The 14,594-nt window shown below is 61.6% G+C and carries 14 protein-coding genes; all 14 read left to right on the top strand.

The features are described from left to right. The first annotated feature begins 1 nt into the window (after position 1). Entirely contained in the window at positions 2-1,063 is a 1,062-nt protein-coding gene (gene waaC, locus M5B98_RS15005; RefSeq protein WP_248743114.1) for a lipopolysaccharide heptosyltransferase I, read from the top strand. Then, positions 1,063-2,184 carry a glycosyltransferase family 4 protein gene (locus M5B98_RS15000; RefSeq protein ID WP_248743113.1) on the top strand — a complete coding sequence of 374 codons (1,122 nt, stop codon included), beginning with the start codon at positions 1,063-1,065 and terminating at the stop codon, positions 2,182-2,184. The genes waaC and M5B98_RS15000 overlap by 1 nt, the downstream gene beginning before the upstream one ends. Then, positions 2,185-2,991, top strand: coding sequence for a lipopolysaccharide core heptose(I) kinase RfaP (gene rfaP, locus M5B98_RS14995; RefSeq protein WP_119429490.1), 807 nt, complete (start codon positions 2,185-2,187; stop codon positions 2,989-2,991). Further along, positions 2,991-3,725: a lipopolysaccharide kinase InaA family protein gene (locus tag M5B98_RS14990; protein ID WP_248743112.1), complete on the top strand. Its 735-nt coding sequence runs from the start codon at positions 2,991-2,993 to the stop codon at positions 3,723-3,725. Before rfaP ends, M5B98_RS14990 begins: the two co-directional genes overlap by 1 nt. Beyond that, complete coding sequence (locus M5B98_RS14985; protein ID WP_248743111.1) at positions 3,722-4,474, top strand: lipopolysaccharide kinase InaA family protein; 753 nt, start codon at positions 3,722-3,724, stop codon at positions 4,472-4,474. The genes M5B98_RS14990 and M5B98_RS14985 overlap by 4 nt, the downstream gene beginning before the upstream one ends. Then, positions 4,474-5,925 carry a lipopolysaccharide kinase InaA family protein gene (locus tag M5B98_RS14980; protein WP_248743110.1) on the top strand — a complete coding sequence of 484 codons (1,452 nt, stop codon included), beginning with the start codon at positions 4,474-4,476 and terminating at the stop codon, positions 5,923-5,925. The genes M5B98_RS14985 and M5B98_RS14980 overlap by 1 nt, the downstream gene beginning before the upstream one ends. 159 nt (positions 5,926-6,084) lie before the next feature. Continuing rightward, entirely contained in the window at positions 6,085-6,420 is a 336-nt protein-coding gene (locus M5B98_RS14975) for a YceK/YidQ family lipoprotein (RefSeq protein WP_248743109.1), read from the top strand. Positions 6,421-6,692: 272 nt separating this feature from the next. Then, positions 6,693-8,450 (top strand): carbamoyltransferase, encoded by a 1,758-nt coding sequence (locus M5B98_RS14970; protein WP_248743108.1) that lies wholly within the window; start codon positions 6,693-6,695, stop codon positions 8,448-8,450. Next, positions 8,434-9,564 carry a glycosyltransferase gene (locus tag M5B98_RS14965; RefSeq protein ID WP_248743107.1) on the top strand — a complete coding sequence of 377 codons (1,131 nt, stop codon included), beginning with the start codon at positions 8,434-8,436 and terminating at the stop codon, positions 9,562-9,564. Before M5B98_RS14970 ends, M5B98_RS14965 begins: the two co-directional genes overlap by 17 nt. After that, positions 9,564-10,460, top strand: coding sequence for an antimicrobial resistance protein Mig-14 (locus tag M5B98_RS14960; protein ID WP_248743106.1), 897 nt, complete (start codon positions 9,564-9,566; stop codon positions 10,458-10,460). Before M5B98_RS14965 ends, M5B98_RS14960 begins: the two co-directional genes overlap by 1 nt. Positions 10,461-10,468: 8 nt before the next feature. Beyond that, positions 10,469-11,914 carry a PIG-L family deacetylase gene (locus M5B98_RS14955; protein WP_248743105.1) on the top strand — a complete coding sequence of 482 codons (1,446 nt, stop codon included), beginning with the start codon at positions 10,469-10,471 and terminating at the stop codon, positions 11,912-11,914. Beyond that, entirely contained in the window at positions 11,911-13,065 is a 1,155-nt protein-coding gene (locus tag M5B98_RS14950; protein WP_248743104.1) for a glycosyltransferase family 4 protein, read from the top strand. Before M5B98_RS14955 ends, M5B98_RS14950 begins: the two co-directional genes overlap by 4 nt. Beyond that, positions 13,062-13,964 (top strand): glycosyltransferase, encoded by a 903-nt coding sequence (locus M5B98_RS14945; RefSeq protein WP_248743103.1) that lies wholly within the window; start codon positions 13,062-13,064, stop codon positions 13,962-13,964. Before M5B98_RS14950 ends, M5B98_RS14945 begins: the two co-directional genes overlap by 4 nt. A 3-nt stretch (positions 13,965-13,967) precedes the next feature. Continuing rightward, the gene (locus tag M5B98_RS14940) at positions 13,968-14,591 is read left to right on the top strand and encodes a CatB-related O-acetyltransferase (RefSeq protein ID WP_248743102.1); all 624 of its coding nucleotides are present in this window, start codon (positions 13,968-13,970) and stop codon (positions 14,589-14,591) included. Positions 14,592-14,594 lie beyond the last annotated feature (3 nt).

Genomic DNA, 14,594 nt, shown 5'->3' with positions numbered 1-14,594 from the left:
CTTGCGGGTATTGCTGATCAAGACTTCATCGCTGGGCGACGTGATTCACGCGTTGCCGGCGCTGACCGACGCGGCCCGGGCGATTCCCGGGATCAAGTTCGACTGGGTGGTGGAAGAAGGCTTTGCCGAAATCCCGACCTGGCACCCGGCCGTGGGCAAGGTGATTCCGGTGGCGATCCGCCGCTGGCGCAAGAACCTCTGGAAAACCATCACCAGCGGCGATTGGAAGCGCTTCAAGCAATCCGTTCGGGCGAACAAATATGACCTGGTGATCGACGCTCAAGGCCTGCTGAAAAGCGCCTGGCTGACTCGCTATGTCAAAGCGCCGGTGGCCGGTCTCGACAAGGGCTCGGCCCGGGAGCCGATCGCCGCGCGTTTTTATGACCGCAAACTGGCGGTGGCCCGTGGTCAGCATGCTGTCGAGCGTGTACGCCAATTGTTCGCTATCGCCTTGGGTTACGACTTGCCCAAAGGCCTGGGCGATTACGGCCTCAACGTCGAGCGTCTGGTCGAACTGCCGCGCAAGAATGCTTACGTGGTGTTCCTGCATGGCACCACCTGGGACACCAAGCACTGGCCGGAAAGCTATTGGCGCGAGCTGACCGAGCGGGTCGGCTATCTCGGCGTCGGGATCAGGCTGCCGTGGGGCAACCCGCTGGAGAAGGCCCGGGCCGAGCGCATCGCCGCCGGTTTCAAACACGCCGAAGTGCTGCCGAAGCTGAACCTGGCCGGGGTCGGCAAGGTGCTGGCCGGCGCCCAGGCCTGCGTCGCGGTGGACACCGGTCTCGGCCATCTCGCGGCGGCACTGGATGTGCCGACGATTTCCCTGTTCGGCCCGACCAATCCGGGCCTGACCGGCGCCTACGGCAAGCTGCAGATTCATCTCGGCAGCGATTTCCCGTGCGCGCCGTGCCTGCAAAAGAAATGTACGTATCAACCGACCGCGCAGGATGCCCGTCAGTTTGACCTGAAACGCGAGTTGCCCTTGTGCTTCACGCGTCTGAATCCCGAGCGTGTCGCCAGCCGACTGAGCACGTTGTTGATGGCTGAGGAGCTGCGTTGATGCAATTGGCATTTGTCCTTTACAAATATTTCCCGTTCGGTGGCTTGCAGCGCGATTTCATGCGCATCGCCCTCGAATGCCAGAAGCGTGGCCACCAGATCCGCGTCTACACCCTGATCTGGGAAGGCGACGTGCCGCCCGGTTTCGAAGTGCTGGTGGCGCCGGTCAAGGCGTTCTTCAATCACCGCCGCAACGAAAAGCTCAGCGCATGGATGGAAGCGGACCTGGCCAAGCGCCCGGTGGATCGCCTGATCGGCTTCAACAAGATGCCGGGGCTGGACGTCTACTACGCCGCCGACGGCTGCTTCGAAGACAAGGCGCAGAATCTGCGCCATTCGCTGTACCGCCGCTGGGGTCGCTACCGCCACTTCGCCGAATACGAGCGCGCAGTGTTCGCCAAAGACGCGAAGACCGAAGTGCTGATGATTTCCGAAGTGCAGCAACCGCTGTTCATCAAGCATTACGACACGCCGCTCGAACGCTTCCACCTGCTGCCGCCGGGCATCGCCCAGGATCGTCGCCGCCCGAAGGATGCCGACGAGATTCGCGCCGGTTTTCGCGCTGAATTCAACCTCAAGGACGACGAACTGCTGCTGGTGCAGATCGGTTCCGGGTTCAAGACCAAGGGTGTCGATCGCAGCCTGAAAGCGCTGGCCGCCTTGCCCGCCGAGCTGAAGAAACGCACCCGGCTGTTTGTAATCGGCCAGGATGACCCCAAATTGTTCCAGATGCAGAGTGCAACTTTGGGTCTGGGCGACAACGTGACGTTCCTCAAGGGGCGCAGCGATATTCCGCGCTTCCTGCTCGGTGCCGATCTGTTGATCCACCCGGCGTACAACGAAAACACCGGTACGGTGCTGCTTGAAGCGCTGGTCGCCGGGTTGCCGGTGCTGGTCAGCGCGGTCTGCGGTTACGCCCATTACATTGCCGAGGCCGACGCCGGGCGCGTGCTGGACGAACCGTTCGATCAGGCGCAACTGACGCAATACCTGACCGACATGTTGCACGACGACGCTGCACGGGCGGCCTGGAGCCGCAACGGTCTGGCTTTCGCCGAGACGGCCGACCTCTACAGCATGCCGCAGCACGCGGCCGATGTGATTCTGGCGGAGCACGCATAAATGAAGTTGATGCTGGCTGAACCGTTCAAGAGCCTCTGGGCCGGCCGCGATGCGTTCGCGGAAGTCGAGGGCTTGCAGGGCGAGGTGTACCGCGAGCTGGAAGCCCGCAGGACTTTGCGCACGGAAGTCGACGGCAACGGATTTTTCGTCAAGATCCACCGTGGCATCGGCTGGGGCGAGATTTTCAAGAACCTGCTGACCGCCAAGCTGCCGGTGCTCGGCGCGGGCCAGGAGTGGAAGGCTATCCAGCGTTTGCAGGAAGTTGGCGTGCCGACCATGACCGCCGTCGCGTACGGCGAAAAGGGCAGCAACCCGGCGGATCAGCATTCGTTCATCGTCACCGAAGAGCTGGCGCCGACCATCAGTCTCGAAGACTTCAGCATCGACTGGGTCAAGCAGCCGCCGCAGCCGAAACTCAAGCGGGCGCTGATCGCCGAAGTCGCACGTATGACCGGCATGATGCACCGCGCCGGGGTCAACCACCGCGACTGCTACATCTGCCACTTCCTGCTGCACACCGACAAACCGGTGACCCCGGAAGATTTCAAACTCTCGGTGATCGACCTGCACCGTGCCCAGACCCGCCCCGCGATCACCCGGCGCTGGCGCGACAAGGACCTGGCGGCGCTGTATTTTTCCGCACTGGACATAGGTCTCACTCGTCGTGACAAGCTGCGCTTTCTCAAGGGCTACTTCCAGCAACCGCTGCGCCAGATCCTGGCTGAAGAAGCGTCGTTGCTGAGCTGGCTCGAAGGCAAGGCCAACAAGCTCTACGCGCGCAAGCAGCGATACGGGGATGCGCTCTGATGGCGGGTTGGAATCTTGAACCCGGATACAGCGACCTCGAAGCGGATTTTGGCAGTCTTGAAGCGGTATTCGCGCTGGAAGGCGAGCGCCTGACCCGCGATCCGCTGTCCGAAGTCATTCGTGTGCAGCGCAACGGCGTCAACTATTACGTCAAACGCTATTCCGGCGCCGGCAAGGGCTTGCGCCGCTACCTCGGCAAGCCGCGGGTGAAGATGGAGTGGCAGAACCTCAAGCGTTTCGCCAAGTGGGGCATTCCTACTGCTGAAGTGGTGGCCTGGGGCCTGGAGCGCAACGGCATGGCCTACGACCGCGGGGCGATGATTACCCGTGAGCTGCCGCGCACCGAGGACCTCTCGGCGCTGGCTGAGCGCAACGATCCCAAGCTGCGCAATCACAGCTGGGTCGATGCCATCAGTCGGCAACTGGCCGTCTATACCCGGACGATGCACGATCATCGCTTCACCCATAACGATCTGAAATGGCGCAACCTGCTGATCGACGATCAGGCACAGCTGTTTCTCATCGACTGCCCGAACGGCGATTTCTGGCGCGGTTTCTGGCTCAAGTACCGGATTACCAAGGACCTGGCCTGTCTCGACAAGGTTGCCAAATATCACCTGTCGAACACCCAGCGCCTGCGCTTCTACCTGCAATACCGCCAGCGTGACCGGCTCAATGCCGCCGACAAGCAACGGATTCGTCACGTGGTGAGATTTTTCGAGGGACGCGAATGACTGATTTTCTCGCCGCTGAAGATCGTGCGCTGCTGGAGCGCCACGGTCTCGGCACGTTCGATGCGCTGTGGGCCAAGCAGCTCGAAGCGGTGGATGAGCCGAACACCGACGGCGGCGGCTGGAGCAGTGTGTTTCGCCTCGAACTCGAAGGCCACGGCTATTACCTCAAGCGTCAAAGCAATTACCTGACCCGCACCTTGCACGCGCCGTTTGGCGAGCCGACGTTTGCCCGGGAGTTTCGCAATATCAGCCGTTACAACCAGCTCGGTATTCCGGCATTGCAGGCGGCGTTTTTCGGTCAGCGCAAGGTCAACGGCGAAGTGCGCGCGATCCTGCTGACCCGCGCCCTCGACGGTTGGGATGATCTGGATTCCTTGTTGCAGCGCTGGTCGAGCCTCGACGTCACGCAGCAATCGGCAATTCTCAAGGCCTGCGGTCAACTGGCGCGGCTCCTGCACGGTGTACGGCAGGTACATGGCTGCTTCTATCCGAAGCATATTTTCATGCGGGCCGAAGGCGCCGGTTATCAGGCGCAGTTGATCGATCTGGAAAAAACTCGCCCTCTGCTGTTCGGTCAGCGGGATCGGGTCAAGGACCTGGAGCCGCTGCTGCGCCGGGCGCCGGAGTGGACTGATGCCCAGTTGCGCGAGTTGCTGGCGGCGTATCTCGATCAGTCGAGCGGCAGTTCGCTGGTCGATAGCTGGGTCACGCGGCTGACCGCACGGCGTAGTCGCAAGGAGACCCGCTGATGCAGCTGTCCGATCTGAGAAACGCCGGGCGCACGCCGAGTCTGCCGCTGACCGTTTCGCTGGCCGATGCGGCCGGGCCGGCCGATCTGCAATTGCTCAGCCTGTTGCGGGTGTTGCCGGGGCAGCGTTATGTCGGTGCCGGTGTGTGGCGCGGGCGCCCGGTGCTGGCCAAATTGCTGGTCGGCAGCAAGGCGGCGCGGCATTTTCAGCGTGAGCTGGAGGGCGTGAAGCTGCTCGCCGCCCAGGGCATGACCACGCCGTTGCTGCTGGCTGACGGCCTGAAGGACGGCGAGGGTGGCTGGCTGCTGTTCGAGTTCCTCGAAGGCGCCGAAAGCCTGGGCGATGCCTGGAGCAAGGTCGAGTCCTTGCCGGTGTTGGCCGACGAACAGTCGGCGGTGCTGGCCGAGGCCCTCGGCGCCATTGGCCAGTTGCACGGCAAAGGCCTGTGGCAGGAAGACCTGCATCTGGACAACCTGCTGCGCCACGGCGGTCAGTTGTACCTGATCGATGGTGCCGGCATCTGTGCGGAAAACGCCGGCCAGCCGTTGTCCCGGCAGAAAGTGCTGGAAAACCTCGGGGTGTTTTTCGCCCAGTTGCCCAAGTCGCTTGAGCCTTTCACCGAAGAATTGCTGGTGTATTACCTGCTGAGCAACAGCGAGCACGCGCTGCCGCTGGAAGCCTTGCAGAAGCAGATTGACAAGGTGCGCGCCTGGCGGTTGAAGGATTTCCTGATCAAGGTCGGTCGTGAATGCACGTTGTTCAGCGTGCGACGCGGAGCCTTTGGCCTGCGTTCGATTCGTCGCGAAGAAGAACCCGCGATGCTGCCGGTGCTGGAGCAGGCCGATGCCTTGCTCGATCAGGGGCACCTGTACAAGACCGGCGGCGCGGCCAGCGTCGGAAAGGTCGAAGTCGCCGGGCGTCCATTGGTGATCAAGCGTTACAACATCAAGAACTTTGCCCATTGGCTCAAGCGCTTCTGGCGCCCGAGCCGTGCCTGGCATTCCTGGCGCGAAGGCAATCGCCTGGCGTTCCTCGGTATCGCCACGCCCAAACCGCTGGCGGTACTGGAAACCCGGTTTTTCTGGCTGCGCAGCAAGGCGTACCTGATCACCGAATACCTGGCCGGGCCGGACATCATCGAGCGTTTTGCGCCGTATGTTGAAAGCGGTGAAGCGCCGGAAGCCGAGTTGCAGGCACTGGATCAGCTGTTTGCGCGGTTGATTGCCGAGCGCATCAGTCATGGCGACTTCAAGGGTCACAATCTGTTCTGGCATGAGGATCGCTGGGCGTTGATCGATCTGGATTCGATGTGTCAGCACGGCTCGGCGGGCAGCTTTGCTCCGGCCTATGCCCGGGATCGCGCGCGCTTCATGCGCAACTGGCCCGAGAGCAGTGCGCTGTATCAGGTGATTGATCAGCGTTTGCCCAAGGATGCATCGGCCGCTGTGTGATTTCTTTCGCAAGCCGGTAAGACGCTTCCGCAATAAAAATCGGGTAAGGCATGTGGCGACAAATCCTTGTGATTTTTCCTACAGCCTTCCCGGAACCCATGAACTGCCCCCCGCAAAGTCCCGATGCTAGTTTGCCCCGACGTTCCCGGAGGGCAAACCTTGACCATCAAAACGGCTTTCACCATCGGCGCATTTTCTCTGGCCCTGTCCGGCTGCGGCACCGCCGTCACCGTGTTGCAGGACGACGAAGACGCCACGCGCGGCCTGCGCAAACAGAAGACCTACTGCCAGTCCATTCCGCGTATCTACAGCGGCCTGGCCCACGACTTCTGCCTGCTGCACGCGCCGCCCGATCCCACCGGGATTCTGGTGCCGGTCGTCCTGCTTGACCTGACCCTGTCCGGCGTCTTCGACACGGCTTTTCTGCCGTATACGATCTATCGCCAGGCGGTGGACGGGAATATCAGTGTTTATTGGCGGCCAGGTCGTGGGTGAGGCTTTTAAAACTTTTGCGGCTTCCAGAAAGCGAAAAGCCCCGGTGATCTCACCGAGGCATCAACGCCGACCGGGATCTCCCAGTCCATTTGCAGGGGAGTCTAAGTTGAAGCTTCTGTTGCGTCAACGCACCGGCCGGCCAGTTCCGCTAGAGGTTTGTCGGCGCTTTTAAGCTATAATCCCGCCCTTTAGCTGTCTCTCGCCCGGTGCGAGGGCACATCATTTTTCAAGGCGCATCGCGCCTGAATGCAGACTAAAGAGGCTAGACCCCTGTGGCATTGACGATTCTTGGCCTGTCCGGCGCCCTTAGCCATGATCCTTCAGCAGCCCTGTACATCGACGGCAAGCTGGTCGCGGCGGCTGAGGAAGAGCGCTTCGTACGCGATAAACATGCAAAGAACCGCATGCCCTACGAATCGGCGAAGTTCTGCCTGGAGCAGGCCGGCATCAAGCCGTCCGACGTTGACGTGGTGGCGATTCCGTTCGCCCCGATCAGCATTTTCGGCAAGGCTCGCTGGCAGTACGCCAAGCGTTACTGGTACGCCCCGGACCGCGCACTCGACGCGATCCTGATGGGCAACCGTCGTTACAAGCGCTATCGCAACAAGATCGTCTGGTGCCTGGAGCAACTGGGCTTCGATCCGAAGAAAATCAAGATCGAGCCGGTCGAACACCACCTGGCCCACGCCTCCAGCGCCTACCACTGCTCGGGTTTCAAAGAGAAAACCGCGATCCTCGGCATCGACGGCAAGGGCGAGTACGCCACGACCTTCTTCGGTTATGGCGAAAACGGCAAGATCCACAAGATCAAGGAATTCTTCGATCCGGACTCCCTCGGCGGCCTCTACGGCGCGATCACCGAGTTCCTCGGTTTCGACATGCTGGACGGTGAGTTCAAGGTCATGGGCATGGCGCCGTACGGCGACGCCAGCAAATACGACTTCTCGCGCCTGGCCTCGTTCGAGAACGGCGAGCTGGTGATCAATACCGACTACGCCAACGTGATCGGCCTGCGTCGCTACAAAGAGAAGGGCAAGGGTTACTACTTCTCGCCGAAGCTGATCGAGTGGCTGGGTCCGAAGCGCGAAGGCGACATCGCCGACGAGCCTTACATCCACTACGCCGCCAGCATTCAGGCGCTGTTCGAAAAAATCGCGCTGCAGATGATCGACTACTATCTGGGCGACGTGCTCAAGGAAACCGGCAAACTGGCGTACGCCGGTGGCTGTGCGTTGAACGTCAAGCTCAACCAGAAAATCATCGCCCGCGACGACGTAAAGGAACTGTTCGTACAGCCTGCCTCCGGCGATGCCGGCACCGCAGTCGGCGCAGCGGCCTATGTGTCCAACGCCCGTGGCGTGCCGGTCGAGAAGATGGAACACGTCTACCTCGGCCCGTCGTACAGCAACGAAGACGTGATTGCTGCATGCGCCCGTCACGAGAACAAGCCGACCTGGCGCAAGCTCGACGACATGCCGGAGCAGATCGCCAAGATCATGGTCGATGGCAACCCGGTCGCCTGGTTCCAGGGCCGCATGGAGTTCGGTCCGCGTGCACTGGGCGGTCGTTCGATCATCGGTTGCCCGAGCGTGGCTGGCGTGGCTGACCGCATCAACCACCAGATCAAGTTCCGCGAGCGCTGGAGGCCTTTCTGCCCGTCGATGCTCGACACCGTTGCACCACAGATGATCAAGATCGATCACCCGGCGCCGTTCATGACCTTCACCTTCGAAGTGGCGGAAGAGTGGAAGACCCGCGTGCCGGAAGTCGTCCACGAAGACGGTACTTCCCGGGCTCAGGTGCTCAAGCGCGAATACAACCCGCGCTACTACGACATGATGAAGGCGCTGGAAGTGCTGACCGGCAACGGCGTGTCCCTGAACACCTCGCTCAACCGCCGAGGTGAGCCGATGATCTGCTCGCCGACCGACGCCCTGAACATGTTCTTCGGCTCCGATCTGCAGTACCTGATCATGGAAGACATCCTGGTGGTCAAAGAAGGCGCAAACGCTTATGACACGCTCGGCTGAACGCCATGTGCTGCAGTTCTGTCACGGCTATGACGGGCCGTTCCTCGACTGCGCGCGGCAGTACGCCAGCCTGTTCGCGGGTACCGGTTATCGGGTCACCACGGTCTTTCTGACCGGGGCGGCCGATAGCGAGGTGGCTGCGGCCTGCGCCTCCGACGAAGTGTTGTTCATGGAATACAGCTCCAAGGCCATTCGTGGCCTGAAGCTGGGTGCCATCGGCGATCTGCGCAAGATCGCCGCTTCACGCAATTTCAGTTTCTGCATCGCCCATCGCTTCAAGCCGATCTACATCGCCTTGCTCGGCACTTCGCTGCCGGTGATTGGCGTGCACCACGCGTTTGGCGATTACAAACGTGGTTCGCGCAAACTCTTTGCGCACATTTTCCACAAGCGCCTGAGCCTGCTCGGCGTGTCCGACGCAGTGCGCGACGACATGCGTCGCTGCCTGCCGAAATGGCCGGCGGCACGTATCCAGACTCTCTACAACCGCATCGATGTCTCGGCATTGCAGATGAGTCAGGTGTCCGCCCGTGAAGCCCGCGAGACCCTCGGTCTGTCTGCGGATGCATTCATTGTCGGCAACGTCGGTCGCCTGCACCCGGACAAGGATCAGGCCACGCTGCTGCACGGTTTTGCCGCCGCGCTGCCCGGTCTGCCGGCCAACAGCCAACTGGTGATTCTCGGCAAGGGTCGTCTTGAAGATGATCTGAAGGCTTTGGCCCGTGAACTGGGTGTCGGTGATCGCGTGCTGTTTCTCGGTCAGGTGCCGGACGCACGCAATTACTTCCGCGCATTCGATGTGTTTGCCTTGAGCTCCGACCACGAACCGTTCGGCATGGTGCTGCTGGAGGCCATGGCCGCCGGCGTGCCGTTGTTGGCCACGGCGTGCGGCGGGGCGAAGGAAGTGGTCGAGGGTGTGGGCATTCTGTTCCCGCTGGGCGATGCCGAGCATCTGGCCCAGGGCCTGAAGCATCTGGCCGGCATGGACGAGCAGCAGCGTCGCCAGTGCGCCGAGATGATGTTCGATCGCCTGCGCGAACGCTTCTCCGACCGCGCCGTACGCGACACCTTCTGGCATTTGCCGCAAGTTACCGATCTGGCACCGAGGGGCTGATGCTCAACCGATTTCAAGGCTGGCGCGAACGTGGCTGGTCGCCCGTTGACGCCTCAACTTATGCACAGGCCTGGCAGCGTTTTGGCGGCAGCGTCGCGACTCACCCGATGGTGGTCGAAAGTCTGGCGGACCTGGCCGGCATTCCGGTGCGTTATCTGGCCTGGGAACAGCAGGGCGAAGTCAAAGCGGCGATCCCGACCTGGGGCCGCGATCTGGCCTTGTCCAAGGACGTGCTCAAGCGCAACGGCAAGAAAGGCCTGTTCGATCTCGGCAACGCCGAACTGATCCTGCCGGCCGCCGCCGATGCCCAGGCCCCGCTGCGCCATCGCGGGCGTTACCTGTCGGCACTCAACGAGAACCGCTTCAGCGGCCTCAAGTTGCAGACCGAACAACTGGCCATGGCCCGTACCCCGGAAGAACTGTCGAAAAAGTTTCGCTACAACCAGCGTCGCGAACTGCGCCTGCTGGAAGAGGCGGGCGGTGTCGTACGACCGGTCAGCGAGTTCACGAGTGCCGAACTGGCAGCGATCTATTGCGACCTGTTCCAGCGTCGCTGGGGGTTTCCGGCCACTGGCGCGGCACGCATGGCCGAGGTCATCGAGCTGCTGCGCGAGTTGCTGATCGGTTCGGTGATCTTCCTCAACGATGCGCCAATCGCGATTCAACTGGTGTACCGCGTCGAAGCCCCGGAGTGGATCAGCGTCGAGTACATCAACGGTGGCGTCGACCCCGAAACTCGTGAGTTCAGCCCCGGCAGCGTCCTGAGTTTCCTCAATACGCAAAGTGCCTGGGAGCATGCGCGGGCAGTGAACAAGCCGCTGCGCTTTTCCTTCGGTCGTGCCGACCGTGAATACAAGGATCGCTGGTGCAATCCTGTGCCGGTCTTCACCGTATGAGTCAGCCCATGAGCCGCAAACAGCAATTGCTCAAGCGTCACCGGCGCAATAAACGGATCAGCCTGTTGATTGCACTGATCGTGTTGATCGCCCTCGGCGTGCTGGTGGCCTGGTGGTTGCCGCTGGTGCTGGCGGTGATTGGCTGGATCGCTCACGAGGCGTGGTTCGCCGATCACTTGTTCTATTCGCCGAAAGACGATTACCAATACAGCTTTCCGCCGTTCACCCCGCAACCAAAAGTGCATTTGCATGGTGAGCAATTGCGCCTCGACGAGGGTGTGATGCTGGTGGAGGACGCCACGCTGATCCTCGCCGTGCGGGTGAAAAGCACCTGGCTGGGACGCTTCTTTGATCCGCGCGTCGAGCTGGCGGGTGGATCGAACCCGGATACCCAGACCTTCGAACGCGGCGTCAACGGTCTGCGTTATCTGAACCTCAGCGGTCAGGCGCAGACACTATCGCAAGGTCTGTTGCGCTTGCGCGGACGCTTTTGCCGGGTGTCCGGCGAGCCGGTTCTGTGGGCGCTGGAGCAACCGGACTACCGCCAGCAGCGGGTAATGGTCATCGCCCCTCACGCCGACGATGCCGAACTGGCCGCCTACGGTCTGTACAGTCAGGCCAAAGAAGCCTGGATCGTCACCCTGACCGCCGGCGAGATCGAGGCCGAACACTATCAGCAGATGGGCCTGAACAAGGTCGAGGCGTCGCGACTCAAGGGCCGCTTGCGTGCCTGGGACAGCCTCGCCGTGCCGCGCTGGGCCGGCGTGCCGCAGGAACATTGCGTGCAGCTCGGTTACTTCTGCCTGCAACTGGCGGCAATGCAGGCTGCGCCGAATCAACCGGTGGGCTCGCGGGAAGCCGATCTGAACGACACGCGGATCTTTCGTCAGCTGAATCCGTTTGCCTTGCCCGGCGATGCCGATGGCGCGCCGACCTGGAACAATCTGCTGGCCGATCTGCGTGACGTCCTGTCCCGTGCGCGTCCGGATGTGATCGTGTTGCCGCATCCGACGCTGGATCCGCATCCCGATCATATCTGTGCCCAGGAAGCCGTGCTGGAAGCCCTGCGTGGTCTTGACTGGCAACCGACCCTGCTCGGTTACGCCAACCACTTGCACGATAACGACCGCTGGCCGATGGGCGACAGCGGGCAGGGCATCGCTCTGCCGCCGACGTTTGATGCGACTCTGGCGATGCAGCCGCTGTGCCTGCCGCTGTCGGTCGAATTGCAACGGGACAAGGCCATGGCACTGGGCATGATGCATGACCTGCAACCGCCGGCACCGTTCAAGCGTCGCCTGCGCCGGTTGTTTCAGCGACTGCTGGCTGGTCGGGCGCCGTCGGTCTACGGCGAGAACGAATTTTTCCGCAAAGCGGTCAGGCGCCAGGAGTTGTTCTGGGTGCTGAAGCAAAGCGAAACAGGCGCGACGGGTTCGCCACGGGGAGAGTCATGAGTCAACGCGCAAAGGTTCTGCAGCTGCAACCCGACTACAACGTCAAATCCCATGACTTCGCCGACCTCGCCGAACAGATCGTCAAGGCCCTGCCGACAGATCGTTATGAGGTGACGGCAGCCTTTTTGCGTGGCAAACCCGGTCCGGGTGAAGCCGTCAGCCGGGCCGACCGTTCGGTGTATTTCGAGTTTTCCGACAAGTCCCTCAAAGGCATGCGCCTGCGGGCGATGTGGCAGTTGTACAAGTTCTGCCGCCGGGAAAAGTTTGATGTGGTGATCTGTAACCGCTTCAAGCCGGTGAACATGATGCTGACCCTCAACCGCTGGTTGAAAGTGCCGTTGTGCATCGGCATTTCCCACGGTTTCGGCGAGTACGACCGCTTCTATCGTCGCCGTCAGACTCAACGACTGATCGACCGGCACTGGCGTTTTGTCGGCGTGTCGCCGGCGGTCAAACAGTACCTGCTGGATTGCGATTGCGGTTTTACCGACCAGAATACGTACGCGATCACCAACGCCATCGACATCGAACAGGCCGAAGGCTTGCAGCACAGCCGCGAGCGTGCCCGCGAGCTGCTGGGCATTGACCCGAAGGTGCGCCTGATCGGTGCGCTGGGGCGGCTGGTGTCGGTCAAGGGCCACACTTATCTGTTGCAGGCTTTCGCCCAACTGAAAGACAAATACCCGAACACCCAACTGGCAATCATCGGTGCCGGACGCCTGCAAGCGCCGCTGGCCGCCGAAATCGAGCAGTTGGGCCTGAGCGGTCGCGCGCACCTGCTGGGCTTCAAGGAAAACGCCCTGCAATACGTGCGTGCGTTCGATATCTGGACCATGCCGTCGCTGGCCGAAGGCCTGGGCCTGGCCTTGCTGGAAGGCATGAGCGGGCACTTGCCGGTGATCGCCTCGAACGTACCGGCCATGTTGCCGTTGATCGAAGGGGCCGGTGGCCTGGCGATCACACCCAAGGACGTGTCGAGCCTGGTCGCGGCGCTGGACACCTACCTCGGGTTGCCGGATGACGAGCTCAAGGCCAAGGGTGAGCAGGCCTATCGTTATTTGCAGGAACAGCACGACATCGAAGTCTTCCGCCAGGAATACCTGAACCTGATCGACTCCGGCCTGGCTCAGGCCCGCAAGGAGCAGCCATGAGTGAGGTCGCCGCCCAGAGCGATGCGCAACCCATCGTCACCGTGATCATCGCTTCGTATAACCACGGACCGTATATCGAGGAAAGCATCCTCAGCGTCATCAACCAGAGCTACAAGAACATTGAGCTGCTGGTGGTCGACGACGGATCGAAGGATGACAGTGTCGAGCGCATCAAGGCCTTGCAGGAACAGCACGGCTTCGATTTCCGGGTGCAGCAGAACCAGGGCCTGACCAACACGCTCAACGGCGCCATCGCACGGGCCAAAGGCAGCCTGATCGTACCGTTCGGCTCGGACGACATCATGTACCCGGACCGCATCGCCACCCAGGTCGCGTACATGGACGGCAAGCCGGAAGTGGGTATCTGCGCCGGCAACATCGAGTTGATGGACGCCGACGGCAACCTTTACCCGGAAAGGCGTCAGCGCCGGGACGTGCCGTTCCGTCGCCTGGACTTCGATGACATGTTCCTGGAGCGCAAGCCTTATCCTCCGGCACCGACCCTGATGATCCGCCGTGAAGCACTGGACAAGGTGGGCGGGTTCGATCCGACGATTCGTCTTGAAGACCTGTACATCGAGCTGAAAATCACCCGCGCCGGTTACTTCATCGATGGTCTGAACGTGGTGATGGCGCGCTATCGCAAGCACGCCACCAACTCTTACAAGAATCACCGTTTCATGATCGAAAACATCCTGCGTACCTACGCGCTGTTCAGCGATCACCCGCTGTATGACGAGGTGCGTTACAAGTCACTCAATTCGATGTTCCTGAAAACCGCCAACCGCGACCGCAAACTGGCGCGGGAGCTGCTGGCGCAGATTCCGTTCAAGGCCTGGAACAAGAAAACCTGGCGCGGTCTGGGCCGGTTGCTGTTTTCGCCGCTGGAAAAGGACTGAGCCATGGGCTGGCTTCAGCGCTGGCGTGAGCGACGCGCCAAACGGGCGATTCGCAAGCTGCCGAAAATCGAACGCGGTGCGGTGCGGTTCGCGCAGGCTTACCCTGACTACAGCTTTGGCCGGGGCAGTTATGGTCTGCCGATCGTTCATGACTGGAAGGAAGGCTCGACGCTGAAGATCGGTGCCTACTGTTCGATTGCCGAAGGCGTGCAGATCTTTCTCGGCGGGCATCACCGGGCGGACTGGGTGACCACGTTTCCGTTTCCGGCGATGCTGCCGCAGGCCGCGCATATCCGCGATTACAGCGGCACTCACGGGGACGTGACGATCGGCAACGATGTCTGGCTGTGCTCCGACTGCACAATCCTTTCGGGCGTGACGATCGGGAGTGGCGCGATCATCGCGGCCGGTACCCTGGTTACGCGGGATGTTGAACCCTACGCGGTCATGGGCGGCAATCCGGCGAAATTCCTGCGCTGGCGCTTTCCCGAGGAGCAGCGCCAGCAACTGTTGCAGAGTGCCTGGTGGGACTGGCCGGAAGCCGAACTGCACGGCCTGGCGCAAAAGCTGTGCAGTGACGACATCGAGGGATTCCTCGATTACGCCCGCCAGCGCCAGCCCTCATAGCCG

Source organism: Pseudomonas sp. MWU12-3088, from assembly GCF_023242405.1.
Taxonomy (GTDB): Bacteria; Pseudomonadota; Gammaproteobacteria; order Pseudomonadales; family Pseudomonadaceae; genus Aquipseudomonas; species Aquipseudomonas kribbensis.
This window is presented reverse-complemented; position numbering and strand designations above follow the sequence as displayed.